The 26,606-nt window shown below is 59.7% G+C and carries 24 protein-coding genes and 3 pseudogenes; 13 read left to right on the plus strand and 14 right to left on the minus strand.

Annotation, left to right across the window (positions count from 1 at the left end):
* Positions 1–258: 258 nt before the first annotated feature.
* A complete protein-coding gene (locus BLIN9172_RS16435) occupies positions 259–936 on the minus strand; it encodes a hypothetical protein (RefSeq protein ID WP_101556007.1) in 678 nt (225 codons plus the stop codon).
* Positions 937–1,225: 289 nt separating this feature from the next.
* Here BLIN9172_RS16435 and BLIN9172_RS16440 point away from each other — a divergent pair, with 289 nt between their 5' ends.
* The 9 genes from BLIN9172_RS16440 to BLIN9172_RS16475 all read left to right on the plus strand — a co-directional run bounded on the left by BLIN9172_RS16440 (position 1,226) and on the right by BLIN9172_RS16475 (position 10,270).
* Positions 1,226–1,912, plus strand: a complete 687-nt coding sequence (locus BLIN9172_RS16440; RefSeq protein ID WP_101556008.1) for an HNH endonuclease family protein — start codon at positions 1,226–1,228, stop codon at positions 1,910–1,912.
* A 95-nt stretch (positions 1,913–2,007) separates the two neighbouring features.
* Complete coding sequence (locus BLIN9172_RS16445; RefSeq protein WP_240812209.1) at positions 2,008–3,138, plus strand: tyrosine-type recombinase/integrase; 1,131 nt, start codon at positions 2,008–2,010, stop codon at positions 3,136–3,138.
* The gene (locus BLIN9172_RS16450) at positions 3,135–3,485 is read left to right on the plus strand and encodes a helix-turn-helix domain-containing protein (RefSeq protein WP_101556009.1); all 351 of its coding nucleotides are present in this window, start codon (positions 3,135–3,137) and stop codon (positions 3,483–3,485) included. The genes BLIN9172_RS16445 and BLIN9172_RS16450 overlap by 4 nt, the downstream gene beginning before the upstream one ends.
* A 1,397-nt stretch (positions 3,486–4,882) precedes the next feature.
* Positions 4,883–5,566 carry a site-specific integrase gene (locus BLIN9172_RS17975; RefSeq protein WP_145997991.1) on the plus strand — a complete coding sequence of 228 codons (684 nt, stop codon included), beginning with the start codon at positions 4,883–4,885 and terminating at the stop codon, positions 5,564–5,566.
* Positions 5,567–5,663: 97 nt separating this feature from the next.
* Positions 5,664–5,933 (plus strand): hypothetical protein, encoded by a 270-nt coding sequence (locus BLIN9172_RS18675; RefSeq protein ID WP_226838548.1) that lies wholly within the window; start codon positions 5,664–5,666, stop codon positions 5,931–5,933.
* Between the two features lie 215 nt (positions 5,934–6,148).
* The gene (locus BLIN9172_RS16460; protein ID WP_240812208.1) at positions 6,149–6,763 is read left to right on the plus strand and encodes a recombinase family protein; all 615 of its coding nucleotides are present in this window, start codon (positions 6,149–6,151) and stop codon (positions 6,761–6,763) included.
* Between the two features lie 304 nt (positions 6,764–7,067).
* Positions 7,068–7,922, plus strand: a complete 855-nt coding sequence (locus BLIN9172_RS16465; RefSeq protein WP_145997453.1) for a hypothetical protein — start codon at positions 7,068–7,070, stop codon at positions 7,920–7,922.
* A 287-nt stretch (positions 7,923–8,209) separates the two neighbouring features.
* Positions 8,210–9,193 carry a zinc-dependent alcohol dehydrogenase family protein gene (locus tag BLIN9172_RS16470; protein WP_101556012.1) on the plus strand — a complete coding sequence of 328 codons (984 nt, stop codon included), beginning with the start codon at positions 8,210–8,212 and terminating at the stop codon, positions 9,191–9,193.
* Positions 9,194–9,415: 222 nt separating this feature from the next.
* On the plus strand, positions 9,416–10,270 hold the full coding sequence (locus BLIN9172_RS16475) for an alpha/beta hydrolase family protein (protein ID WP_101556013.1): 855 nt from the start codon (positions 9,416–9,418) through the stop codon (positions 10,268–10,270).
* A 7-nt stretch (positions 10,271–10,277) separates the two neighbouring features.
* Here the strand turns inward: BLIN9172_RS16475 and BLIN9172_RS16480 are convergent.
* From BLIN9172_RS16480 to BLIN9172_RS16490, 3 genes and pseudogenes are all read right to left on the minus strand, one after another.
* Positions 10,278–11,011 (minus strand): annotated as a pseudogene (locus BLIN9172_RS16480) (IS5 family transposase); the annotation flags it as partial.
* 5 nt (positions 11,012–11,016) lie between these two features.
* A complete protein-coding gene (locus BLIN9172_RS16485; RefSeq protein ID WP_101556014.1) occupies positions 11,017–12,327 on the minus strand; it encodes an ISL3 family transposase in 1,311 nt (436 codons plus the stop codon).
* A 121-nt stretch (positions 12,328–12,448) separates the two neighbouring features.
* Positions 12,449–12,634, minus strand: a pseudogene (locus BLIN9172_RS16490) (transposase); the annotation flags it as partial.
* 47 nt (positions 12,635–12,681) lie between these two features.
* Between BLIN9172_RS16490 and BLIN9172_RS16495 the strand changes: the two are divergent.
* The 4 genes and pseudogenes from BLIN9172_RS16495 to BLIN9172_RS16510 all read left to right on the plus strand — a co-directional run.
* Positions 12,682–13,059: an ATP-binding cassette domain-containing protein gene (locus tag BLIN9172_RS16495; RefSeq protein ID WP_101556015.1), complete on the plus strand. Its 378-nt coding sequence runs from the start codon at positions 12,682–12,684 to the stop codon at positions 13,057–13,059.
* Between the two features lie 291 nt (positions 13,060–13,350).
* On the plus strand, positions 13,351–14,124 hold the full coding sequence (locus tag BLIN9172_RS16500) for an ABC transporter ATP-binding protein (protein ID WP_240812207.1): 774 nt from the start codon (positions 13,351–13,353) through the stop codon (positions 14,122–14,124).
* A 128-nt stretch (positions 14,125–14,252) separates the two neighbouring features.
* Positions 14,253–15,512: an FtsX-like permease family protein gene (locus tag BLIN9172_RS16505; RefSeq protein WP_170286956.1), complete on the plus strand. Its 1,260-nt coding sequence runs from the start codon at positions 14,253–14,255 to the stop codon at positions 15,510–15,512.
* A 115-nt stretch (positions 15,513–15,627) separates the two neighbouring features.
* Positions 15,628–16,092, plus strand: a pseudogene (locus BLIN9172_RS16510) (ABC transporter ATP-binding protein); the annotation flags it as partial.
* Positions 16,093–16,237: 145 nt separating this feature from the next.
* Here BLIN9172_RS16510 and BLIN9172_RS16515 read toward each other — a convergent pair.
* The 10 genes from BLIN9172_RS16515 to BLIN9172_RS16565 form a co-directional block, all read right to left on the minus strand.
* Positions 16,238–16,537, minus strand: a complete 300-nt coding sequence (locus BLIN9172_RS16515) for an antibiotic biosynthesis monooxygenase family protein (protein ID WP_009883830.1) — start codon at positions 16,535–16,537, stop codon at positions 16,238–16,240.
* 1,185 nt (positions 16,538–17,722) lie between these two features.
* A complete protein-coding gene (locus BLIN9172_RS16525; protein ID WP_101556019.1) occupies positions 17,723–18,358 on the minus strand; it encodes a pyridoxal 5'-phosphate synthase in 636 nt (211 codons plus the stop codon).
* 19 nt (positions 18,359–18,377) lie between these two features.
* Positions 18,378–19,289 carry a PhzF family phenazine biosynthesis protein gene (locus tag BLIN9172_RS18910; protein WP_101556020.1) on the minus strand — a complete coding sequence of 304 codons (912 nt, stop codon included), beginning with the start codon at positions 19,287–19,289 and terminating at the stop codon, positions 18,378–18,380.
* Entirely contained in the window at positions 19,189–21,090 is a 1,902-nt protein-coding gene (locus tag BLIN9172_RS16535; protein ID WP_101556021.1) for an anthranilate synthase family protein, read from the minus strand. Before BLIN9172_RS16535 ends, BLIN9172_RS18910 begins: the two co-directional genes overlap by 101 nt.
* Positions 21,087–21,710, minus strand: coding sequence for an isochorismatase family protein (locus tag BLIN9172_RS16540; RefSeq protein ID WP_101556022.1), 624 nt, complete (start codon positions 21,708–21,710; stop codon positions 21,087–21,089). The genes BLIN9172_RS16535 and BLIN9172_RS16540 overlap by 4 nt, the downstream gene beginning before the upstream one ends.
* 1 nt (position 21,711) lies before the next feature.
* On the minus strand, positions 21,712–22,896 hold the full coding sequence (locus BLIN9172_RS16545) for a 3-deoxy-7-phosphoheptulonate synthase (RefSeq protein ID WP_101556023.1): 1,185 nt from the start codon (positions 22,894–22,896) through the stop codon (positions 21,712–21,714).
* Entirely contained in the window at positions 22,896–23,363 is a 468-nt protein-coding gene (locus BLIN9172_RS16550; protein WP_101556024.1) for a PhzA/PhzB family protein, read from the minus strand. Before BLIN9172_RS16550 ends, BLIN9172_RS16545 begins: the two co-directional genes overlap by 1 nt.
* Positions 23,350–24,993 carry a flavin-containing monooxygenase gene (locus BLIN9172_RS16555; RefSeq protein WP_101556025.1) on the minus strand — a complete coding sequence of 548 codons (1,644 nt, stop codon included), beginning with the start codon at positions 24,991–24,993 and terminating at the stop codon, positions 23,350–23,352. Before BLIN9172_RS16555 ends, BLIN9172_RS16550 begins: the two co-directional genes overlap by 14 nt.
* 5 nt (positions 24,994–24,998) lie before the next feature.
* On the minus strand, positions 24,999–26,216 hold the full coding sequence (locus BLIN9172_RS16560) for an FAD-dependent monooxygenase (RefSeq protein WP_101556026.1): 1,218 nt from the start codon (positions 26,214–26,216) through the stop codon (positions 24,999–25,001).
* On the minus strand, positions 26,197–26,475 hold the full coding sequence (locus tag BLIN9172_RS16565) for a sigma-70 family RNA polymerase sigma factor family protein (protein WP_145997992.1): 279 nt from the start codon (positions 26,473–26,475) through the stop codon (positions 26,197–26,199). Before BLIN9172_RS16565 ends, BLIN9172_RS16560 begins: the two co-directional genes overlap by 20 nt.
* Positions 26,476–26,606: the final 131 nt, after the last annotated feature.

Genomic DNA, 26,606 nt, shown 5'->3' on the forward strand with positions numbered 1-26,606 from the left:
CCCCGGGGAATCATCTATGTGGAAGAGACCGGTGAGAGACCGGGACACTACTTCCTGCCCTCGCACCGCGTTCGCACTCGAATCCGAGTGAGCCCCTTGCCATCAAGCGAATCGGTGGATCAAGGCTAAGCGTCGACCGCTCACCTCAGTCACATTCGTGCTCACCGACCGCGCACCTTAGCGTCGACCGCTCGCCGCATAGTTTATGCGCTCGACGCTAGGGTGAGCGGTCGGTGAAGGGGATGCCAGAGAATGTGCTCAGCTGTCCCAGCGGCGCTGGCGCAGGATGGGCGGCAGGCCGAAGTAGATCGGCGGGCGGGCCGATGCAGTCAGCGGTAACGGCATTGCTGTTGAGTTGTTGTCAGCGTCCATTTTGATTCCCGGTTCCGGCGCTGCGCCCGCGGTGGCATCTTCATCGCTTCCGCTCGCTCCCAGCGCCCACGCGCTTTCCCAGCTGATGAGCTCACCGGCGTGGCAGACAGGGTCGCCTCCGCTGGACGGCGGCTCGGCCCACATCCACAGGTTGATCCCGTACTCCATGAGGACCAGCTTGTCGCCGGTCTCGCGTGACGAGTTCTCCTGGAGCAGTCCCGCCCGCAATTTCGCCGAGGCGGATTCGAGATCCGTCCACCCGTCCTGCCGATGTGGCAGGAACACCCACGTCCCCGCGGGGACGCGACCCGGTACGAGCTCCTCGACGGTGACGATCTCAACCGAGTCCCCGCACGCGTCGAGCAACTTCCCGAAGCACGCCCGGGCCACCTCCGGGGAAGGCGCGACGATGAGGTGGTGGGCCGCCTCGGTGCGTACCTCATCCAGCGCAAGATGCGTGAACGGGTTCGCCCGCATCGCCCCGAGCACCTGAGTCCAGTGCCCCGGTACCGTCCCGTCGGCCAGGAACCCGCTGGTGCGCGGGCGCTCCTCATCGTGTCGCATCGAAAATCCTCCTCGCCGAGGCTGCTCACCGTTCCCCTCAATCATGCACCCACCCGCCGGTGACCTCACCCTCCCCTCGGTAGAACTGAGGCAACCGCCGAGAATCTCATCTCGACGATCATCCGGGGATCTAACGAAAGGGATACGTTCCTGCCGACCGTATGCCACCGCCGCGCCGCCGGATCTAGACTGATCGAAGTGGATCGAGCAGCGACATTCGTGTCGGCTCGGTCCACGACCACGTCTGAACTATCTCGCCGAACCGGCGAGCCTCCACGCCCGAAAGTCCATGCCCTTGCTCTCTTCCTCGCGCCGCACACTTGCGGCACTCGCAGCAGTCCTGTCACTCGGCCTCCTCTCCGGATGCGCCGAGGATGCCCAACCGGCCATCGACACCGCCTCAACCAGTTCGGCCGATCCCAAACCCACTCGTGAGGCCCCGGAACCGAGCGAGGACACTCCCTCACCGTCGAAGTCCGATGACACCGACGAAGAGAGCGAAAGCGGGGAAGGGGACGAAGGCCATGCGGGCAGCGCAGCGACGGGGACCGCCTCGGTGATGTTGGACGAACTCACGGTCAAGGGCCGGGCCCCGAAGACCGGGTACGACGGTGACCTGTTCAAATGGCGGTCGGACACCGATCACAACGGCTGCGACACCCGTAACGACGTGCTCCGCCGCGACCTCACGGACATCACCCTCAAAGCCGGAACTCACGGATGCATCGTGCTGGCCGGGACTCTGGCCGACCCGTATCAGGGCGAGACCTACGACTTCGACCGCAGCGCGAACGCCGTCGACATCGACCATGTCGTCGCCCGCTCGAACGCCTGGCAGACCGGGGCTTTCAAGTTCAACGAGGAGACGCTGAAGGAGTTCGGCAACGACCCGCTCAACCTGCTCGCCGTGAGCTCGAGCCTCAACCGGCAAACTTGCGGGTATTGCATCAAATGCAGGAATACAAGCGTGATCTGAGTCGCGAAGGCATCACTGGATGGTCCTGCTCCCGCTTGATTCCGTGTCTGTTGACATTATATCTGCATCCGATGCATGATTATCCCCTCAGGCGAATGGTGGTCATGGTGAAACAAGGCGTCCCTTATGGCGAATCCTCGCTGTACCTTGCGCCGGGAGTGGCGTTCATCAACGAGGAAGAAGCCGTATTCGCGGCAATGGTCGAGGGGTGGACAGACGCCCAAGTCGGCGGACGGCTGAATAAACGACAGTCTGCCGACTCCAACGTCGCACGAGCGGTGGCTCTGCAGGAGTTCACCAACGAATTCCCGTGGAACTGGACCGCAGGCATGTTCGACGAGTGGATGATGCACCTCATCTCAGAGCGGAAGCTGATGCGCTCGACTTTACGGGTCTACCAAGCCTCGATCCGGGCCTTCTGCAATTATCTGATCTCTGATCATTACACGTGGGCGCAGCAGTGCGAACAGCGCTTTGGCACACATCCAACACAGATCGTGCATGAGTGGAACTCGGCCAGACACATCCTCGATTACGAAGGGAGGCCGGGGCGCCGACCGCTGGCACGCGACGAGGTTCAGCGTCTGTTTGACCACATCGACTCGATTGTCGATTCGCGCCTCGACCAGCACAAGAAGGGTGCCCTGCAGGTCTATCGCGACGCGACGATCATGAAGGTCATCTACGGTTGGGGGCTTCGAGCCGATGAAGTTGCGAACCTGGAAGTCACCGACTTCTACCGCAATCCCCATGCACCGGAATTTGGCGACTACGGGATTTTGCAGGTCCAGTTCGGGAAAGGCTCGCACGGTAGCGGGAAGAAGCGTCGCTCCGTACTGACGCTTCGTGCCGGAGCCGTCGCAGCATTGAAGGCATACGTCGACGAGGTTTGGCCGACCGTTCGAATGTCGGGGTCGAACTTGCTGTGGGTCACCGAACGAGGTAACCGGCTTCAGGCCAAAGAAATCACCGAGCGATTCGCCGTCTACCGTGATGAGATCCGCCTCGACAGTGTGCTCTCACCACATTGTCTACGACACAGCTATGCCACTCACCTCGCCGAAGAAGGATTCGACCCGCGCTTTATTCAGGAGCAGATGGGCCACCAGTGGGGCACGACGACCGGGATTTACACACACGTCACGGGCAACTTCATGAACACAATGATGAGACAAGCCTTGGAGAAGAACCAGCAGGCACGACCGACTAAAGGACCGGGCAAATGAAGATCGTTGGCTACGAGTGGAAACTGCGCGAAGTAATGGCGACCAAGGGGTTGTTCAGTACCACGGACCTTATTCCACTCCTTCAAGAACGAGGCATCAATCTGTCGTCGAGCCAGGTCTATCGGCTCGCAGCAGAGAAGCCGGAACGACTCAATCTCCACGTTCTCGTCGCGTTGCTCGACATTCTCGAGTGCAGCTCGGATGACCTCATTAAGGGTGTGGATCTCGGCAGTGCCGTAGCCGCGACAGGAACGGAAAGCTCGACCGCTCGGGACCGTTCCGCGGCCGTGAAACTCGGTGGACTGCGTCCGGTTCGGATGGAAGTCCCGGGCGCCCCCGATGCGTGAGTCGCAAACAGTCTCATTCTGCACCGGCGAGCTCTCGCACATTATCGGTGAGATGGAGTCGTCCCTGCCCACTGTCCTCATCGCCGAAGTTGTCCGCAGACTGAAGCTGTCTGCTCCTGCGCTGGCGCGATTGCACGCCCATATCATCAGCGATCCGCTGGTTTTGACGCGGGGGCTCGACTCCACACCTGCCACGGTGACGCGACTGATCAGGGACCTGCGCGATTCCGGCGCCAGAGTCGTCCAATTACCGCGGTGCGCCAAATGTGCCGATGTGCGGCCCTTAGTTCGGACTGCCAGTGTGGGCAAAGTCTGTGCTCGCTGTGATTACAGTCTGAGGCGAACCGATGTTGAATGCGGACTCTGCCACAGGATCCGTCAACGCCGGGGTCAAGTCCTCAACACGCAAATCTGTCAGAGCTGTTGGCGCCTCGGCTCGATAACCGGGGCCGAGGACTTCGTCACTGCGGTGTTGTTCAGAACTCGATCAGCGGGCAGCCGTACAGAGTTCGAGGCTCGGCTACGACAGGCAACCAACGGGATGTCGGCCAGCATCTGTTTGCGCACCCGTTTAGAAATCGAGCTATCTTCCCGCGACTTGTTCGCAGACCCTCAGTTTGGGAGCGCGAATTTCGGAACTATGTATGACCTCGTGAGGTCCGTCGGCGCGATCCTCCCAGTTCGAGCATGTGGCCACTGTTCTCGCCAAGTGCCTCTCACCGAGAAGTTGGATGGACTTCGCACCTGCGACAGATGCAGGAGGCGCGCAAACATGGCTCCATGTGATTCGTGTTCGCAACCGTCAATCACATCCCGGATCATGGTCGACGGCACGCGTCTCTGCATCAGCTGTGTGAACCGTCTCCCACAGAACTTCGGCACATGCTCACGATGTGGCCGAACAAAACAAATCGGCTCAGAACGACCTGAGGGACTTCTCTGTCGCACGTGCCGAATGAAGGAACGTAGCGGCACTTGCACCAGTTGCGGCCACGTTCGTCCCTGCCGCTTCGCGGGCACCGCACGAGCCATCTGCGAGAACTGCGCCCTGTCGAAAGAACCCTGCAGCCAGTGCCGGCGTAACAAAGTTCCAGCGAACCGCCTCGCCGATGGTGGTTCGCTGTGTGCGACATGCTCGCCGAAAGTCATCGAAGCCTGCGCCGATTGCGGGAAGGACCGCCAGATCCGTGCCCGGATCGACGGGGCGCCCTACTGCTGGGAATGCGGTGAACGGAATCCGCTGTTCCACCAGAACTGCCTCCGATGCTGCCGCTTCGAATACCTGTCCCAGCTCGGACTCTGCCCGTTTTGCAAAGCCGCGGACCTCGTCGACTCGCTGTTCGAAGGCGGCCCGTCACCCGTTGCGCGGCAGTTCGATCGAAGGTGTCAATCAATCGTTGGTCGACAACTGGCTCTCCCGTGGGCCGGGAACACGAATACGGGTCAAACACTTTTTGACATGGTGTTATGAGAACAATCTCGCCTCGGCAAAGGTCACCATCCCGGCCGCTCGTGCGACAGCACTCACGGTTGCCGGCATAACCAGCACCGAAGTTTGGACGGTACTCGACCAGTTCCTGGACCCCTCGAAAATGATCAGCGGCCAGACCAGACTCGCGGGGTGCTTGCTATTGATCTACGGCATTCGACTTGGCCGTATCGCCGAGTTGAGGCTTTCCGATCTTCGCGAACACGACGGCAAATACAGCATCCTGATCGGAACGGATCCGCTTGAGCTTCCCTCGTCACTGGACATCGCGGCAATCCACGCTCAACACGATCGATCAGCTCCCCGGCTGATGACACCCGCAACGGACGACGACTGGCTATTCCCAGAAGGCGTCCCCGGTCGACACCTCACATCCACGTCATTAGCGGCTCGCCTCCGCAAACTCGGCGTCCACAATCCGACGAAATACAGGAAGGCAGCACTGACGCCTTTGGCTATCTCATTGCCAGCACCGGTTCTCTCACGGCTTCTCGGCCTGAGTATCTCAACGGCAACGACTTGGGCCACCGCTGTTTCGTCCAGCAACGCCTCATACGCCGCTGCACGTCTATCCACGCGACCTGGGTTGTAGTTGCCAGCGCTCAACTGCGGTGCATAACCGCAGTACGCCAAGAAACCTCGTCGGACCCAGTTTGTGAGTGGCAGAGATAGGTGGCAGGGTCCTCGCAGTGCTATCTGGCCTGTTCAACATCTTCGGTCAGGTGGGGCTCCTGATCGGAGCGGCGGCGGGGATGGCCCTGATTGGCCCCCTGCTCCTCGGGGTCGTCCTGGCAGCGATGGGTGTGGTGGTCGTGATCTCTGCTCCCGCTAGCCGGCGGATGGTGCCATTCTGCTTGGCTGCGACGATGCCGGCGTTCGTCCTAACGGATCCGGAAGGCAATAAGTTTTGTCTCATGGCCAAGCGCATCCCGATGGAGCCTGAAGACTTTCACGACTGATGCTGGCTAATCCCGAGGGGTGGGAGGGGCTCGAAACTCAATTATTGCCGAGCAGTCCGTAGACGAACGCGGAGATCGCCTAAAGATCGTGAACTCAGTACCGCCACGAAAAGTCGAAAGAACACCGCCATTTATCGCTGAAGCTCACATGTGATGAGCGGTGAAAGGTCCGCTGGACTGTCACACAAACGATCGAATAAGTGATGGAGGTAGCGGTGGCACTGATCGGATATGTCAGAGTGTCGAAAGCCGACGGGTCACAGACCACCGACCTGCAACGCGATGCGCTCATCGCCGCCGGAGTCGATCCTGAACAGTTCTATGAAGACAAAGCCTCCGGCAAGAAAGACGACCGTCCCGAGTTGACCAACTGCCTCAAAGCACTCCGGGACGGTGACACGTTGATCGTCTGGAAGCTCGACCGTCTCGGCCGCGATCTTCGGCATCTGGTCAACATCGTCCACGACCTCACCGAGCGGGGTGTGGGACTCAAGGTGCTCACCGGTCAGGGCGCTGCCATTGACACAACCACCGCGTCGGGCAAGCTGGTGTTCGGGATCTTCGCCGCCCTGGCTGAGTTTGAACGAGAGCTGATTTCCGAGCGCACCAAAGCCGGCCTGGCTTCGGCCCGGGCTCGGGGGCGTAAGGATGGTAGGCCGTTCAAAATGACGCCGGCTAAAGTTCGATTGGCCATGGCATCGATGGGGCAACCCGGCACCAACGTCGGTCACCTGTGCGAAGAAATTGGGGTGACTCGCCAGACGTTATACCGCCATGTCTCTCCAACTGGTGAGCTGCGGCCCGATGGGGCCAAGGTCCTGGCGCGGTAGAACGCGGCTGTGGACGTAAGCTTGGTGGCGTTGATCTGTGATTGATATTTGGCGCGCCAAGCTCGAGCGACGAGTCGCAGGCGCCGAGCGCGGTGACGCCACCTGCGATCGACCTTTAGGAACGCAGGGCCCAGAAGCAACACCACAGATATCCCGAACCGTTACCTACCGCAAAGCCGACCATCATCACTCCAACTTAACGGCACTAGGCTTAGGAGCTATCCTCTTCATGTGACGCCCTGGAGTTGAAAGTTGCAGGCCCATTCCACCGCGTCTAAGCGATACGTTAGAGGTGTTCGTTCACGTGAAGCTCCCGAGCTTTCAGCCGCGGTCTAGCGGCTGCCGCTGTCATGCCCCGGTCCGGACGACGGTATTGGCGTGCATTGTTGCGCTGGCCGCGGGACTGTCGGGCTGTTCCTCTGGCGACGATGACGTTGGCGGGGATAGCGATAAGAGTGATCATGCTAGCGGTGATCAGGAAGCCAATGACGGCAGCCCGTCGCCGTCGCGGACGAGTCGTGAAGAGTATCAGCGGCTTGCTTACGAGGAGGACCCGGACAAATTCTGTTCTCCAGATGACCTCGATGGGTCTGCCCGGGCCGGTACGTTAGAAGGTACTGTGTCGTTCGCGTATCTGCCGGTGTTCGTTGGTTCGAAGAGCGATATCAGTTCTGAGCTCGACAACGAGCACTCGAGCGAGACGTACGTGCCGTACTCCACCAGTAAGGTTCTCTTGGCCGCTGTTTCGCAGGATTCGGAGAGTGTCCCCAAGTCGGCGATGACTGGTGTCAAGGTGTCGCAGGTCGTCGAGGCAATTAAGGACGGGCAGCTGGTGAGCAAGTGCGGGCCTGAGTCGAATCTGGAAGTTGAACCGGTCGGACAGACGGAGGTCAAGTACCTCCATGATGGCGTCTGGTACACGAAGGAGTGGACTCTTTGGGAGCTGTCTGGCGACGACTTTAATCCACTTCCCAAGGATCGAAACACCACTGGGTTCACCGCGAACATCACAATGGGCGAGGAAGACGTTCATGCGGTGCTTTCGAACAATCGGGCTAGGCTCCCCAGCTCCATCGCCCAGGAGGGTGCAGCGACACGGACTCCTGATCCGGGTATGTCCCTGATTCGCTTCTACTTCCAGCACCACGTGTGGGAGTAAGTTCGTAGAGCAGTGGCGGCCATGGGAAACGACGGAACCGTCTCTGCAGTCTTTCACTGCGCTTCCTCGTCGGATCTGGATCGGCCACACTGGGGCCACAGCTATCAACATCGGCTACCGTTTTCACTGACGCGGTGCGACCGGTGATAGTCATTCAGCCAGCGAGTGTGCAACTGACTTCTGGCATCAGTACATTCGACTCCTGAAACTGACACAGGGCAACCACAGTCGGTTAGTTCACGCGTCCCCGTGCACGTCCTTAGTCTGCGTCGAAAGGTCACCTACATATGCAGCACTCCAACCAAGGCGTCATCGCCCACCGTTTCGGCCCTCCGCCAGAAGTTCTCCAGGTAGAGTCCCTTGCCCCTGCAGAACTGGAACGAGGTGCCGCGGCCGTGCGGATGATTGCCTCCCCCATCAACCCCTCAGACCTCATACCGGTCTCGGGGGCCTACCCGTCCCGGACGACACTTCCCTTCATCCCCGGCTTTGAGGGAGTCGGGACCGTCGAGACCGTCCACTCCGACAACGATCCGGCGCTCCTCGGTCAAAGGGTGTTGCCGATCGGAGCAGCTGGCGGTTGGCAGAGCGTGAAGCCTTGCTCCCTGGTCTGGTGCATCCCGGTCCCCGACGACATCAGTGATACGGATGCGGCCACCGCCTACATTAATCCACTGACAGCCATCAGGATGATCGACCTCCACGCCAGCTCGTCCGGAATACATACCGCAGTCGTTAACGCCGCCGGTTCCGCCATCGCCCGCACCCTCGGGCATCTGCTCACTCAGCGGGGTACCCGTACCATCGGGCTCATGCGCCACCCGAGGAAAGAAGAGGCCAGCAGCTGCTGGGCTCACGTGATTGACACTTCCACTGACAGCTGGCGCGAAGAGCTCCATGCTTTTACAGGGACAGGAAGCCTCGACCTCGCGTTCGACTGCGTGGGCGGCGGTGAAGGCATCGACCTGGCACAGTCCTTGAGACGCGGGGGAACATTTGTGCACTACGGCTTGCTGTCCGGCCAACCACTGTCGCCCAAACTGCGGCAGGACCGGCCCGACCTCAATATTCACTACTTCCGATTGCGCGAATGGGTCCACAGCGCCAAACGGGCACAGTTGGTCTCCGCCTTCACCCAGGTCTTCAATCTCGTGCGGGAAGGGGTCATCCGAACACGGATACAGGAGGAGCTGCCGTTGGACGACATAGCCGAAGGGCTAGCCCTGTCGTTGAGCCAGGGATCCCAGGGTAAGGTGCTTCTGCGCCCCTGACCGATTCCTAGGTGGGGCCTTTTCGTCTCGCGGGCTTGTGTACAGGCCACTTCTGAGTTGAAGTTCATCCAGTGAAGGCGGCTTCTGAAATCTGTGCAAACGACTTCTGAAACTGACAGCAGCTACAGCCACCTCGGCGTAGTTGAGAGAATTTTCCATGATGAGTCGATTGAGTACGTTTATCAACTGAATGCCAGCAGACTTGAGGTATAGATTGAGGTCATGCTTACTGAAACTGTGACGTTGTCCGACGAGACTCGCCAGCATTGGTCCGATAATAGCCGTGCGAGACCTCTTTCTGTGAGCGTGTGGAGGCCAGCTTGCTCCGACAGGCCCCTCCCAGTAGTTCTCCTGTCCCACGGGACCGGCGGCGCAGTTGAAGATCTTTCCTGGCTGGCCGAGCCCCTGGCTGACGCTGGCATTCTAGTCGCCGGCGTTGATCATCACGGCAATAGTTATAAGGACGTATATCTGCCTGAAGGTTTCTCATTCACTTGGGAACGGGCTCGAGATGTCTCGCTCCTTCTCGACTACCTTGTTTCCAGGCATGACATCGACGAGCAAAAGATTGGTGCCGCGGGCTTCTCTATCGGAGGCTACACGGTCGCTGCGCTTCTCGGGGCAAGAACGAACCCTGAGGCGCTCAACGCAGTGCTAAGCGGCTTGGTTCCAGCGCCGCAGTTGCCTGAGTATCCAAACGTGGTCGAGCAGCTTCACTCTCGCTATACAGAGGATCAAATTAGTGCGAGGATCTCGGACGGCGGTAAGTCGGTCGCCGATGAGAGAATTCGTGCGGGTTTTGTGATCGCGCCCGCGATCGGTCGCTTGCTTGACCCGAGAAGTCTTAGAGCAATCTCCGCTCCGTTCGAGATCCGCTGGGGCGGAGCCGACGACATTACTCCGGCAGAGGACAACGCACTTGTCTATCTCGACTCTGTCCCAAAGTCTAGCGGTCGGAACGTAGGGGCGCAGGTAGGCCATTATGACTTCTTGGGTGACCGCGATGATCCGTATTGTGCGCGTGACGTGGTAAGTGCTGATGCCGTCGAGTACTTCACCACAGTATTTATGGAATGACCCATTCCTATATGCGCAACCAGGTTAAGATTGCGCTGAGAACGACGGCAGCCCGGTAGGTGATCGCGAGCTTGTCGTACCGAGTCGCTAATCCTCTCCACTGTTTGACGTAGGCGAAGGATCGCTCGACGACGTTACGGTTTTTATACGCAACGGCGTCGAACGCTGGCAGGCGTCCTCCCCTGTTTCCACGTTTCTTCCGAGCAGCGATCTGGTCCTTCTTTTCAGGGATCACTGCCGTGATTCCACGAGATCGTAGGTGCTCGCGATTGGCTCTGGACCCATAGGCTCGGTCGCCCAAAACCGAGTTCGGACGTGTGCGTGCACGACCGGTACTGTTGCGCGGAACCCGAATATCAGCCAGCACTTGGGGCAGAATCACTCCGTCGTGGCGTTGGCCGCCAGTGACTACGATGGCCAATGGTCGGCCGTGTCCGTCGACAGCGTGGTGGATCTTCGTTGTCAGTCCACCACGTGAGCGTCCAATCCCGTGACCAGCTGGTTCGCAGGTATCATCGTTCAGATTCTTGTAATTCGATGTAGCCCCCTGTGTCCTGCGCAGGACGACGGGTATTCGTCGCGTGCTGGTGGGGCACGATTTATCGTGCCATCAACAGAGATATTCCAATCGATATTCCCAGCAGCGTCGGCGTCGGCCAGGATTTGGGCCTGTACTCGATCCCATGTGCCATCCGCGGCGTAGCGGCGGTGGCGTTTCCATACTGTCTGCCAGGGACCAAAGTGGCTCATCGTAAATAAGAGTGTAGAAGCGGCCTGAAGCCACCGGATTCGAGTAAGCACCTGGCGATGTAATGAGTGAGATTCCGGAAACCGAGTGCCGATCCCCGCAGATGCTCGAGCCTTCCGTTGATGGCCTCGGTGGGCCCGTTCGACGTTCCGGGCCTGGTGAAGAACGCCAACACGTCGGCTGCTCGTCTTTTCAACGTTCGTCCTAACCGCTTCAGCTCGAGCAATCCTGGTGGCAGACCCGACGCCAGGGTATCGATGACTTCCTGAAGAAGCCTTTTACCCTCGTTGCGGTCCTCGGCTCTGTATGCAGCCACGATGTCCTGGTAGACGCTCCAGGTGACTTCGACTTCAGTGAGATTGTCGTCAGCGAAAAGCCGCACGATCCTGGCTTGCTGCTTGGTCGTGAGCAGACTGGTGCCCGTATGCAGCGTCCTGCGCGCCCGATATAACGGATCCTTCGCCCGTCCCCGATGCCCAGTTGTCTCTTGCTGGATGCGGCGTCGGGCCTCGTCGAGGGCGTCACCGGCGAGCTTGACGACGTGGAAGGGGTCCGTGACTTCGACAACATCGGGAAGTTCCTCCGCGGCTGCGGTCTTGAACCCGGAGAATCCGTCCATCGCCACGACTTCGATGCCTTCACGCCAGCCCTTGGGTCGGACGGCCAGCCATTGCTTGAAGACTTGTTTCGACCGTCCGGGCACCATATCGAGTAGGCGTGCTGGGCCTGTTCCCTGGCTGATCGGGGTGAGGTCGATGATGACAGTGACGTATTTGTCACCACGTCGTGTATGGCGCCATACGTGTTCGTCGACACCAATGACAGACACACCGTCGAAGCGAGTCGGATCGCTGATCAGCAACCGGTGTCCTTCGGCCAGGACCCCTGAGTTCGCGGTATGCCAGGACACAGCGAGTTTCGCAGCGATGACTGAGACGGTGTCGTGATCGATGACGAGGGCGCGCAATGCCCAGTCGAGTCCGGCACGGGAGATCTTGGCACGTGCTGGTGCTGCGGCTGTGGTGTCCTGGCGCCAGACGTGTCCGCACTCGCAGCATTTGTAACGGCGTAGGCGGATGTGGAGTGTCGTGGGGCGGTGTCCGAGGGGTTCGTGAGCCAGCCGGCGTAGAACAGTGTCCCTGGCTTCACCATGGCCGCCACACCGCCGGCACCAGTCATCGGCTGTGGTGGGTCGGCACTTCAAGACGGCTTTGTGTGCGGTGATGTGTTGGCCGATGCATGTCAGGTCGAGGGTGTCGAGGCGGGCGAATGTGGTGAGGTCAGGGGTCGAGAATATAGGCTTGTCCACGTCGAGGTCTTTCGGATGGCGAGTGTGAGAACTTCCATCATCGGAAGACCTCGACGTCTATCCGGGCAGCGACTCGCCCTATTTCAAATTCACTGACCTACACTCTCGTTTGCGAAGAGCCACCAAAGTGCTCCCGAGGCAGATCGCGCCAGGCGATACCTGTTCGGTATCGGTAGACGATGCCCTCGACGATACGGCGATTGTTCTCGAATGGGCGGGCTCTCTTGCCTGTGTTGGACGGCAGTAGAGATTCGACCCGTACCCACTGTTTGTCGCTGAATACTCGATGTCGCCGTTGCGTAATCACCCATTCAGGCTCTCAGCAGTGAAATCCTCAATAAAGGAGACACGCCCATGTTGCTTTGCTTCTACGACCCGTGCTCCGGGGAGATCACCGTGGGAGGTCGACTGGTTGAGGAACTGAGCCGGCAGGATGTGAGAGCCCACATCAGCTATCTCCCCCAGAACGGAGGGATCATCGACGGGACTTTCCGAGAGAACGTGGAGATCGGGAGTCCCGGGTTGGACGAGAAGGCCGCTCCGGCACTGCTGACGGGTCTCGGTCTCGATGCCCTGAACGGATTCGCGGACAAGGGAATGGCTCTCGATGTCAGCGAACAGGGAGCGCACCTCTCTGGCGGCGAACGCCAGCGCCTTGCACTGGTGCGAGCTTTGCTTCGACAGACCCCGATCATCCTCCTCGATGAGCCGACCTCGAGCCTGGACGGGTAGAACGAACTGAAGTTCTCGCAGCTCCTCGTCCAGCTGTCAGGTGCTCGCACGATCGTGGTCATCGCGCATCGACTCCAAACGATTCAGAGCGCAGATCGTATCTACGTCCTGGACCACGGACGGATCGAGGCCGCAGGCCGGCACGAGCAGCTTATGTCGGAGTCGTCGCTGTATCCGCGCCTAAGAGCACAAGTGACAGGTATCTCCCGTGACAGCACACACAGATATGACCTGCCAGGATCAACCCGTGGTTGGTATCAGACGGTTGCGAACGATCCGTAGCGTCGAATCATGAGCTACGAGCGAACTATGCGATATGACCAGCACCCCGTCGCACCTTCTCAGCAAAACCACGTGCCCCGCCTGTCGGTGGCCGGCCTGCAGGTGAGATATGGCGAGGCTGTCGCTCTGAACGGGTTGTCCTTAGCTGTCCAGGACGGGGAATCAGTCGCCATCATGGGGCCATCGGGGTCCGGTAAGACCACCTTGCTGCACGCTCTTGCGGGCATCATCAGGCCCGACGACGGCACCGTCGCACTGCGCACACTGGATGGGCAGGGCCGATCGCAGATCGTCCGGGTCGACGAGCTCTCTGACGCAGCTCGTTCAGATCTCCGGCTACGGGAGTTCGGGTTCGTCTTCCAGCAGGGCATGCTCATTCCCGAGTTGACCGCAATGGAGAACGTGATGATGCCCCTTCTACTTACAGGCGTGACGAAGAGCGAAGCGAACTCCAGAGCCGGCCAACTGCTCCAGGAACTGGGAATGACCGGGCTCGAACAACGCCGCATCGGACAGTTGTCCGGCGGCCAGGCGCAAAGGGTCGCCATCGCCCGGGCGCGAGCCACGCAGGCCCAGGTTGTCTTCGCCGACGAGCCCACGGGCGCTCTCGACTCCCGAACTGCGGCCGATGTCCTGGCTCTCCTTCTGCGCTCGACCTCCGAGCAGGGCCGCGCGCTTGTCATGGTCACCCACGACAAGGATGTCGCTGCTGCGTGCTCGCGTGTTGTGCGGCTGCGCGACGGGCAGATCGTCAAGCAGATCCCGGATAGTCAGGCCGACTGATGAGTACCCATGAGGCACGGACCGGGGTCTCGGCACGTAGGGCCGGGCAGCGCACGGCACTGTGGCTGTTGATCCGTCCCTCTCGTGCGGATGCTTCCGAAATCGTTCTGCCCGTCATCGCCATTGCTGTGATCACTGCAGTGTCGATTGCGGTGTCGACTCTTGCCAACGCGTTCTGGTTCGCACCCGATCCCAGCGGATTCGGTCAGTACCAGATCCTGGCGGTGGCGATGCTTGCAGTCATGGTCGTCCCAGTCAGCACCCTCGGCAGCTCGGCCGCGAGACTGTCAGCTCGCCGTCGCGAAGACCGATTGGCGACGCTCCGACTGATGGGCGCGACCCCCCGCTGGGTCCGAAAAGTAGCTCTCGTCGAAGCCGGTCTGCTCGCATTGGCGGGAGTGCTCCTCGGGGCCGCCCTCGCCCTTCCCATTACTCCGGCACTGGCCTTGGTACCGGTCGCTGGCAACACGCTCGGCATAGATCGTGCCATCCTGCCACCCGCGCTCGTCGTCGTGCTTGCGAGCTGCGTCGTGCTGGTCGCGCTCATCAGCGCGGTCGCGAGCCTCAAGCAGGTGATGATCTCGCCGCTCGGCGTGCGCATGCGCCAGAGCGCCCCGCGGATGCACTGGCTCCGGCTGGTGATCGCCGCGCTCGTCGTAGCGGGGGCCGTCCTGGTCCTGCAGCTGACATCAGCCAGCTGGGGCACAGTGGGCATCACCCTCGCGCTGGTACTCGTCATCGTCTCGGTGATGGCTGTGCTGAACATCCTCGGCCCCTTCTTGGTCGGTCGGTCCGCTCAGCGTCGGCTCCGGCGATCCGACAATGCTGCATCGCTGATTGCGGCGCGGACCGTGCTCGAGTCGCCCCAGGCGGCGTGGAGGCAGGTCTCCGGGGTCGCGCTTGCCAGCTTTATCGCGGTCCCGGCAGGCTCAGTGCTTGGCTTCCTCGACATGGTCCAGAACGTCTCCGATGCCGTCACCCCGGAGCAGATCCAGTTCTTCGGCGACATCCGCACCGTCGTGGTCGCTGCCCTGGCGGTGTCCTACCTGTTGGTGGCCTGTTCGGTGGGGGTGACCCAAGCTGCCGCTGTGATGGAGCGCAGAGCGCTCTACGTCAGCCTCGATCGACTCGGCATGTCCCAGCCTGTGATGCATCGGTCTCGTCGGATGGCGATCAGTATTCCCCTGCTCGTGGCAGCAGTGGTTCCAGCTGTCATCGCAGCCGTCCTGGTGATCCCGGTCGTCGGCGTCTCGGCGGTGACAGCGCCGCTGTTCCTCCTCACCGTTATCGGATGCATTGTCCTGGGGATGTTGCTAGTCCAGTTGGGGGTGATCGCCACCTTCCCAGTTTTGCGCCGGGTGCTGGCAGCGCCGGAGCGTGCGCTGTGAGACATCTCGAACCTCAACCCGTGGTTGGCATCGTCGGTGCCGTGACGATCCGTAGCGTTGAGAACATGCCGCAGCGCACAGCTGGTGCCCCTAGCGAGAGAACAGGAGAACTGAGATGACGATCGAAGTCGAAGCACTCACGAAACGATACCGCGAAAAGTTCGCGGTGAAGAACGTCTCCTTCACCGTGGAGCCGGGCAAGGTCACAGGTTTCCTCGGGCCGAACGGTGCTGGAAAATCCACCACGATGCGGTCGATCGTCGGACTTGACCGCCCCACCTCCGGACGAGCTCGGATCGATGGCATGACGTACTCGGATTTCCCTGCACCGCTGGGATCGGTGGGGGTGCTGCTCGATGCACGAGCAGCACATCGATCCCGCACCGCCCTCAACTACCTCCGATCCATCGCTGCGACCCATAGGATTCCCAGGTCGCGGGTCGACGAAGTTCTCGAGGCGACGGGGCTGACCTCAGTGGCAGGCAAGAAGGTCGGCGGGTTCTCCCTGGGCATGGGCCAGCGCCTCGGCATCGCCGCGGCGCTCCTCGGTGACCCGGCCACGCTCATCCTCGACGAGCCGAACATGCTCAAGGGTGATACGTATCGTGCTTCGTATCTCCAGTGTACCGACTTCAAGCTGGCGGCATGACGAAGACAGTTGAGCTGTGCGAAGTCCGGGGTGTGAGCGATGTGTCGCTCACACCCCGGGTTCGACGGTGGCTGGGTTACTTGTACTCACCCACAACCTGGTAAAGACCAGGGCTCGCCTTCGCGATGCCCGCGGTCTTCTTGGCGTACTCAGCCGCCTCCGGGTCGGACTGGGTCGCCTTGACATCATCGGCAGACTCCCACTGGGCCACGTTGAGCACGCGCGTCTTGTCGGCGCTGGCGAGCAGGGTGACAGAGATGAAACCGGGCCGGTGCTTCATCACCTTCTCGGTACCCTCCTTCAGCAGCTCGACGAGTTCCGGCTGCTTCTCCGGCTCGACGTCGATGACGTTGACGAAAGTGACTGGATTGGACATTGCGATCCTCCGTTGGGTTCGAGTTCGACCGGAGTCGATTCACATGGAGCCGAGTTCCGGGGGCACTGCTTCCGTGCCTAGTAGACAGACGAGCTAGCTGACGAGAGTGTGAGGCGTGTAGGACGTCTCGCTGCTCCTCGACGGTCAGAGCGGGCTAGAGCGACCCCGTTGCGCGTCAGTGACGACGCACCCCGAAGCCCGCGGGTGTGCGACCGAGACTGTAGGCAACGCGCTCAGTCTTGACCCTCACTCCTGGCAAGAACCCCCAACGGCTTAGATGAGTAACCCGGAGATCGGACCGCGGTTCGGAGCAGGAATCAGAATTGTCACCCAACTTCCCCCAGGTCACAGATATGTGCGGATCAAACCCATGGAACTTGAACGTATTATCCTCCCGGCGAACCAGGCCGGTCCTAAATTCAGCTACTGCTTCAGGAACACTGACAACAAGGCTGACCTCCACGTGTTCAGGAACTGCATGCAATGCAGCGAACGCGAGATCTTCGTGTTCCCAGTCTACGTAGATAGCGACATGACGAACCGACCGACTCAATACACGACTGAAACGAGCATTGGCGAGGAGGGATACGAGGTAGCCCGGCGAGGTTGATATGTACCGGACTTGAGCGTCCGGCATAGCACTCCAGCATTGACGCGCACCCTCGTCGCAGGAACCAATGGGGACTTCCCGAAGGGTCGCCTCATCGGGGTCTACAAGGTACGGACGCGTCCCCAACCTTCTAGCTCGCTCGGCACTCACGGCAATAGCAAATTGAGCGTCCGGCGCTAACGCAATTAGCGTGCAATCCCCTCCAAGGGCAGGTGGTTTACTGTATCCCGATACGCGCCAGGTCACCAGCTGATCAAGCCAACGCTCCAGCAAGGGCAGACCTGCGCCTCGAAAACCAGCCCTGACGATACGCTCCGCACGAGGAAGCCCAGCCGGAATGAGACTCAAGCCCTTGGCCTCGTCAGGCACTCCTGTCCAGTCGGTGAACATATCCAACTGCTCTGGGGTTCGTACATCCTCCAGCGGGTCAAAAGGCAATGACGGACGAGACGCAACCCAAAATGGCGAGCCCGTACGCGGTGAAAAGTGCCACTTCATCAGGCTACGCACTGAGAGCGCAGCCTCATCATCATCAGAACGTCTGCCCAGATCGTCCGTCTGTGACGCGCAGGAGTTCACGGCTGAAGCCTCGAAACCGCCCAGCCAGATCCCCGGCGTGAGAAGAGCAGTCGCTCATGCAGCCTGTCACGGCCGTTTGCCCAGAACTCGATGTCGGAAGGTTGAATCTCGAAAGCCCTATAGGTTACCGGTCTCGGCAATGGGGCATCCTCGGCGAGTTGCACGGCCGTCTGGCGGAGGCCTTCAACATCACCTAGAGGACGGCTTTGACAGGAAGCAACGGACATCGCGTGTGTGCCGAGGGGGCGTCGTTGCCACATCCTGTCGGCAACGGTCTCGTCTAGGCATTGGATAGAACCGCGGATGCACACCTGCTCGCTGGTTTCACGCCAGTAAAACAGCGCTGCCACCTTCGGATTCGCCAGAGCTTCCTGGCCTTTAGGGGAGTTGGAGTGAGACGTGAAAATGAGGCCAGCGGTCGTGAGCTCCGCCAATGCTACTGTTCTGATAGACGGCTGGCCCGCATTTGTAGAGGTGGCCAACGCCATTGCTAGCGGTTCGCGGACCCCGAGACGCACGGCGCGTTTCAGCCATGAGGTCAGTAGCTCGAAAGGCTCGCCAGGTGGATCTAGATACTCAGGGAAATCTACCTCGATATGGCCTGTGAGAGTCTCCGAAAGATTGTCATTCATTGCTTCGATCCGTTCTGGTTTATACGAGTAGCGTGCCGTGAGCGACAAGAGCCGTAGCTCCCGATAAGGAGACAGCGCATTGCGGCTCTTGATCCTGTCGAATCGAAACTGTCATCCGACAATCTTTGCCGAGCTTGTGCCCTTGTCGGACTTCAACCCGGAGTAGTGAGTCATGGAGTCCGATCGACACCGCGTGTAGCGCTATTGGTGCGCAGGCTGATCCGGTGGCAGCATCTTCTTGGACTCCATATGCCGGGGAGAACATTCGATTGAACAGGACTCCGTTTTCTGCGGCATAGCAGTTGATCGCCATGTCCTCGAAAATAGAGAGACGGCGATGATCTGGGCGTATCGCCATCAACTCATTTACGGTCCTGATGGGTACTACGAGATGTCTGGCACCCGCGTCGTAAAGCGCTGGAGGGCCAGCGAAGCTCGACGTGCCTAGAGCGGCTTTCAGCTCAGCTGCATGTTCGGTCACGACCTCAGTGGGCATGGCTTGGGTGATCTGCACGCTACTCGTATCAGCCGGATCTTTGGAGATCCTTACCGCCCCGGACGGAGTTGTGAACGTTGCGTTAGAGAGTTGATGACGGTCCAGATGCACTCGCGCTGCACCGATGAGCGGGTGGCCCGCGAACGGTAGTTCGTTCACAGGGGTGAATATTCTGCATTGCACCCGCGTCGGGTCGCTCCTCGGCCTGTCGACAAAGACGACTTCCGAGAGTTGAAACTCGGCGGCGATGTCTTGCATCGTCCTTTGGTCCAAGTCGAACGAGTCGAGGAACACAGCGACCGGGTTACCGACCAGGGGTCTGGTGGCGAACGCGTCAACTAATTGGTACTGATGTTCCACGGTCCACCTTCTTGGTCGTCCTCGTTTCGGAACGGCTGAGTACGCCCTCGATGAGTTCAGCGAGCAGCCAATCATTGTTGTGAGTCAGGACTGACTCAATGTGGAACTGGGTCGAGGCAAACGCCGTACCGCTGAGTACTGCGACGTCCTCGGAGTCAGGGTGCAGGATCGCCCGGACATGCCTTGCGGGATTGGAATGGACGAAGGGGGTTAGGGAACGAGCGGTGTATGTGTTGTAGAACCCCAGTGTCGCTTGTCGATTCCAAAGCGGAAGTTCGATCTGCTCACCTTGGTGCGGTTGCGCTAGTCGAGCTATGGGCAAGCCAAGCTCTAGCGCGAGTATCTGATGGCTCAAACACTCGGCGAGGAACGGTCGCCGTTGCAACAGCGCGGACCGGATGAGCCGGTGAAGAGAAACGATGCGCTGATCGGTCTTGTTCTCGGGGTTGCCGGGACCAGGGCCGAACAGAATCAGATCACGGTCAGCCGGGAGTTCGTCCACGTCGAGGGCTGGTTGTTCGTCCACGTAGAATCCCAAGGATCTGAGTAGTACAGCCAGCATGTGTGTAAAGTCGTCTTCGGCGGTCACTATCAGGCATGTCCGCCCGCTGAATCGATGTCGGTTGAGTGCGCGCTCAGTTGTGCTCTTGAGCCAGAAGTCGGACACTACGGCGCGGCGAACTGTCATGGCCTGGCCAATGGAGGCGTCAAGGGAAGCCTCAGCCTCAAAGACCTGTCGCAATCCCGCAGTCTTGGCACGAGTCTCCTGCGCTTCGGAGTCGGGATCTGAATGGCGCACAATAGTTGAGCCAGCCGAAATACATACGTCGCCGTATCGCGATATCTCGGCGGTTCGGATGAGGATGGCTGAATCGAGAGATTGCCCTCCGCAGCCGTCGGGTTCGACCAGAGCCACCACGCCGCTGTAGTAGCCGCGCGGCGAGGGCTCCCGCTTGTGGATGACGCGAGTAGCGCTCTCCAGGGGGCTCCCCACGACTGTTGGAGCTAGGAGGGTCGATCTGAGCACTCGGCCGATGTTGGCGGAGGTCCGACCGGAGATTTCGAACTCCGTGTGGACGACGTTAGACATTCGACGAATGCGTGGACCGATTACGGCGGCCCCTTCCGGGCAGAGTGAGGCCATCATCTTCAGCTCCTCATCCAGCACCATGAGGAGTTCATCGGCTTCCTTCTGATCTGCTAAGAACGCTTGGACCTCGCGTGTTGTCGGCCGACGCCCTTCCGCTCTTAGAGTTCCGCTGATGGGGGTCATCGCTACGATTGAGTCATGAAGCGACACATGGCGCTCAGGAGAAGCCCCCAGGAATACTCTGTCTTCCAACGAGACTAGAAAGGTCCAATAGGCGCCTGCTTCGCGTTGGAGCAGCCGCTTGTAGAGTCCGAGTAGTGAGGCGTTACTGCTATCGCTCAGCGTTCCTTGAAGCGTTCGTTTTAGGACGAAGTTTGACCCGAGGCCGCTGCCGATGTCTTCGACAATGGAGGCGGAGGCAATGTCGGCGTATTCCGCATCGCTGATATCGAACTCGAAATTCTCCACGTGGCCTATTGGTCCCGCGACCAGGCTCTCGAATTCGTCGCGGTCTGTGACGTAGTGCTGAGACACCGTGCAGGTCAAGATTGGTTGCTTGTCGTCTTGAGCGGAGAATCCACGTTCTTCGATCGAACGGTAAGGAAGGAGTACGAGTTTGGTGGCTTCATCGTCGGTGGCGATCTGAGTCGTGTCCTCAACGGTGCTGGCGTCGAAGATGAGCAGGTCGATATAGTCCGGGGTCGCTTGTCGCAGTATCAGGGCGTAGCTGGTCTCATGTTCGCTGATGATCTGCAACGCCTGGCTGGCGGAAACCTGGCAGTTCATATCAGGTCACTTCCAATAAACTTGATCTGTCCGCATCGATCGCCGATATATTTCAGCGTGTCGATGTGGAGAGTTCGATTGAAGTCTGCGGTTGCATCTCCGATCACGAAGCACTGGATGTCTTCGGCGACGCAGTCGATGGCAGTTGCCAGGATGCCCACATGTAGGTAAATCCCACAGACGATCAGCTGATCTTTGCCGAAACCTGAGAGGAGTTCTGCCAAGCCGGTGTGGGTGAAGGCGCTATAGCGCCATTTCGTAATTCGGGAGTCCTGCTCCGTAGGCTCAACAGAGTCGACCAAGCGGCGGTCCTCCTCGTCTGCGTCCATCCCAGGCCCCCAGAAGTCCGTCATGAGTCCTCGTTCTTCCAAGGTCATCCCGCCACGCTGACCGCTATAGATCAGCGGCGCTCCTCGGTCTCTGGCGAGACGTACGAGCCGGCTGACGTTGCTTTGCAACTGATGAGATGGCTCAACTGGCAGTGCCCGGACGAAGTACTCCTGCATGTCATGGACGAGCAGTGCTGCGCGGGTCCAATCGAGTGCCCATCCGGGTCCGCGCGTCTTCACATCAGCGATAGTGACTTGCGCGTATGACGTAGTTGTGAATGTATGTTTCATGTCAGCGGCCCTCCGTCCAAGCGGTTAGGACTTCGGCAGTTTGGATTCGATTGAGACGCGGGTCGCAGAGGCTCCGGTAGCTGTTAGGCCCACGTCGGCTATCGACGCTCGTGGTGCACTCTTCGATCCCATAGTCTCCGGTGGCTTCCAGATGGATACCTGCGGAGTGGAGGTCAAAGGTCTTGAGAATTTCGTTGAAGGCGGTGACCTCGTCCAGGACATCAGGTATCAGTCGTGTCTTGGCTCCATCATCAGCACTTCTCGTGTTGCCGTGAAGAGGATCCACCATCCAATTAGCTTCAAGGCCGGCGGTGCATAGTGCCGAGACGATGGCAGGAAAGTCATCTCTGATCCGTGAACGACCGAATCGCGCAATGAGCGAGAGGCGCCCCTTTTCGTTATGCGGATTAAGGGTCCTGACAAGCCGCTCAGCTTCTCTCGTTGATACACCTGGTCCAATCTTGCAAGACACCGGATTGCGAATGACCTCCATGAGCGATAAGTGGGCACCGTCGAGCTGCCGGGTACGGTTGCCTATCCAGGGCCAGTGCGTCGATGTCAGGTAACGATCATGGCCCTGGAATCGAACCTGCGGGTGTTCGTAGTCCATCAGCAGCGCCTCATGGCTCGTCCAGATTTTTCGTCCGGTCGTGCTGTTGTGGTGACGTATGGCCTCCGTCGCCCGCTGGGCCAAACGATGACCTCTCAAGAGCCGGAACGGGTCCGGCTCGCGTTCTTCAGGAGTTGGTCCAGGCCCGTTGACTGCGTCGCCCATGTACGTTGGAATGTCTTGTCCGGCGACGGTCTCGGTCGGATTGCTGCGGGGCTTCGCGAACTGACCCGCGACCCGACCGATAGCGATCACCCCCTGGCCGGTGGCTCCAGCGACCAGGTCAGCGGCTTCATCTATGAAGTCCAGCTTCCGGTCGACGGCCTGCGGTGATAGCTCGACGAACGGCTCAGCGCAGTCGCCAAGCTGAACGACGGTTGCGTGGCCGCTGGCGACAACTGCCAGACAGACTCGCAGCTCCTCGATTTCCTCTGCGGTCACGAGGGACTGGGCCGCCTCCAGCCGGTGCCGCACCTGCTCGACTAGGTGGGGTTGGGGCCATGTGGGCTGATGCGCTGCGGAGGAGTATCGAGTGAGAGTGGACTGATGCGTGTGGTTTCTGGTCGGCGTAGTCATTACTGGGGGATGCCTTTGCGTTCAATTCGCGGCACCGGGAGGCCGAGGGCCTTGAGCTGCAAGATCGGGTTCATGAATTCGCGGCACCGGACGATCAGGCCGCCGTCCATCTCGAACGAAAACAGGAAGTGGTTTTCGTAGTATCCCTCGTCATACCCCTCGAACCGGATGGCACCGTGACCATCGCATTCGACCCAGAAATGGTTGGGATCGGTCTCAGGGTGGACTGTGATGTTGTACCACTCCCAGTCAGGGAAGCACTGGAGCGACCAGTACGCATGCCGCTTAAGCGCCGACTTGCCTCGGATCTCGATTGCTTGTCCCGATTCGGTGGTCCAGAGGCCCCCGATCCCTTCCTCGACAAACAGGTTGTGTCGGTCATATCGGTCCTCGCCTTTGGTATGCATGTACCGTTCGACGGTTTGGAGGTTCTTGTTGCGGAGGTCATCGTTCTCACTGATGGACATGGTGTGCTCCTTCTCTCTGTTGAGTCAGCCGAGACCGGGTGGACAGCTGGAAACTTGGAAGTCGATTGTCGATCTCGTTGCGAAGACGTTGGCGGTATGAGCCGAGGCCGCCGAAGTAGAAGAGTGCTCGGGGGCTGTCGGTGTGAACATTTGACCCAAAGATCCACGATTTAACTTCGGCGAAAACGGAGCCCTGGGCCATCTCCGTGGACTCAACCGCCCAACGATTCACAGCGTCTGGATGTACTTCGACGGTGGCGGCCTCGGTAGAGTCGGCTACCGCGATCACCTCTGCGATGAAATCGACCTGTGCCTCGATGCCTGGCGGCAAGTTCGAAAAGACCCCCAAAGGTCCAAGTACGGTGAAGAAGTTCGGGAACTTCGGCGTAGCAATCCCTAGGTACGACGAAGGAGCATCGCCCCAGTGTTCGAGCAGGTTCGTGCCTTCTCGCCCTTGGACGTGGAAATCGCGGTATGCCCCGTCTACTGCCTCGAACCCGGTGGCGAACACGATGACATCGACTTCGAAGAAGCGTCCGTCGTCGAGGGTGATTCCGTGCGGCGTAACGGATCGGATACGGTTCCGTCTGGTGTTCACCAGGGATACGTTCTCGCGGTTGAAGGACTCGTAGTAGTTGTCTACAGCGACGGGGCGCCTGGCGTACGGCTCGGTGGGAGTCAGATCCTTCACCGTGTCGCTGTCCCTGACGATGACGTTGATCTTCTGCTTGATGAAGTCAGCGGCGGCGTTGTTGGAGACGCGATTGAACGCAAGATCGGAGAACGTCCCGAACATAAAATTGAAGCCTCCGCCTTCCTCCCAGGCCTTCTCAAAGACTTCTTCTCGCGTCTTCTCATCGACATCTTGCGCCCCGGTTTGTGGCTCCTCGAAACCGCACGCAAGTCTCGTCAGCCGCCAGGCATCCCAGAGTTCGGCGAAGGACTCTTCATAGTGGTGAGATTCGCTGTCGGTCCACCGTCGTTGCCCCGCCGGGACGACGTACTGGGCTGTGCGTTGGAAGACGACCATCTCTTCGACCTCGGTCGCTGCATTGGCGATGAGCTGACAACCAGTTGAACCGGTGCCAAACACCGCGACTCTTGCTCCGGCGAGACTCACGCCTTCAGGCCATCGAGCCGTGTGGATGGTCTGCCCGGTGAACGATGCAAGGCCGGGGATGTTGGGGAGGACCGGCTTCGAGAGGACGCCGGCGGCTCCGATGAGATACCGAGCCGAGAACGTCTGGCCTCTGTCCGTCCGCACTTCCCACCGTGCTTGCTCTTCTTTGAAGTCAGCCGTAGTTGCGGTCGTCTCGAAGTGGAAGATCTTGTCCAAGTCATGCCGCTTCATGAAATCCTGAAGATAGTCACGAATCTGGCTGCCCTTCTGATATCGCGCGGCGCGATCCCAGGAGGGCGATACGGTCGGATCACCGGAGTACCGATAGACATGGCTATCCGTGTCAGCCTGGACTCCTGGGTATCTGTTCCAGTACCAGGTTCCTCCCGCATCGCTGCCCTTCTCGATGCCGACAACGTCGAGACCGAGGTCGTTGGAGAGCTTATGGGCCGCATAGATCCCTGAGACTCCGGCTCCAATGATGATTGCGTCGCACTTCAGATAGCTCACGTCGGTTACCTTTCGATGGTGTTGTGGCCGACGCTGCTTGAGTGCGGCCGAGTTCTATCGCGGACAGCTTGGCGATAGTTCGAGGTTGTGGTTCGAAACTTTTCGGATCGGGTGCTACTGGCGGTGCCGACATGTTCGAGTTCTTCGCGGTTCATCTTTCGATTCGCGAGCACGACGTTGTTGGTCTGAGGAAGCCTGGCGGACACGAACTCCGCAATGGCGATGAATGGGTCGGCTTCGGTCTTGATTGCCCCGGCAAGACAGGCGGCGTCGACGATAGTTTGCGAGGCACCCTGTGCCCCAATGGGGTACATCGGGTGTGCCGCGTCGCCAAGTAATACGACTCGTGAGCGGGACCACTGATTGATTGGGTCACGGTCACGGAGGCGGTCCGACTTGATAGTCGGGGACTTCTCGATCATCGCTTCGATGTCCAGGAAGTCGAGGGCCCAGTTTCCGATGTGGGACCCCAGTATGCGCCGCACGGCTTCTTGGCTCTCGCCGAGGACCGGAGTTTGTCCCTCGTAGACTCTGTCAGGGACGAGGAGCACCCAGTTGATCCGGCTCGATCCGCTTCTAGCAATGGGCGCGGAGACCGGGTAGGCGATGAGTCGACAGCCATCGTCGGCTGTGACGAGGATGAAGGTCTCTCCGTCGAGCATCTTGGGGAGGTCCGCGACTCCGCGATAGAGAGTCATGCCGCCATCGTGAAGCGCGGTGGCTCCTACGGTGTAGGTACGGGTGACGGAGTTGATGCCGTCCGCTCCAACGATGAGGTCATATGGTGCAGGAGATTGCCTATCCCACCGTTCTAAGTCTTCGATCGTGATCGTGGCGCTCGTGTGTATCTGGCAACTACCGGGCAGCTGGGCGAGCAGGATCGAAACCAGATCGTGTCGGAGGATCGATAGTTGGGGCATCTCTTCCCCAGCGAATCGTCCCCGAGGTTCTTCCATGATCTGTTGTCCGTCTGAGGATAGGTACCGGTGTGCGCGAGTCTGTATTCCGAGGCTGCACAAGCGAGACAGGAGCCCGAGGCCAGCGAGTTCCGTTACTGCAATAGGCTGGATGTTGAGTCCGTAGCCGTCACCGTTCAGCGAGCTCCGATGATCGAAGAGGTCGATCCGGTAGTCCTCGCCGAGGGAAGCCGCGAGCATGAGTCCGCCGATACCGGCTCCCACTATTGCGATTCGAGTTGCTTTTTCAGGCAATGCGCAAGACATGAGGCTCACCTTCAGAGAGTTCGTTGTGCCAGAGGTGGAGCTTCTCGGGGTTTCTAACGGCCCAGATGTTGCTAATTCGGGTCCCAGTGATCTGCGTGGCTACGACAGCAATCACGCGCCCATGCGACGACCCGATCAAGCCGGGCTGATAGTTGACGACAGCCTCGGAGACGATCAGGTCGGGTTGCTTGATCATGACTGCCTTGAAGAAGGCGGCGACTTGCTCTGCACCGACCATTGGGTCAATTGCTGCGCTCACGATTCCCCGTTACCTTTTAATTAGCCCCACCATCCGTCAGGATTGAAGGGGTCGCTGGCCTGAGGACCCCGGCATGATTGATGCCCCCAGTCATCATGATCCGGGGGGTGTAGTCACCGGGGTTCGAAGGC

Source organism: Brevibacterium linens ATCC 9172 (assembly GCF_900169165.1).
Taxonomy (GTDB): domain Bacteria; phylum Actinomycetota; class Actinomycetes; order Actinomycetales; family Brevibacteriaceae; genus Brevibacterium; species Brevibacterium linens.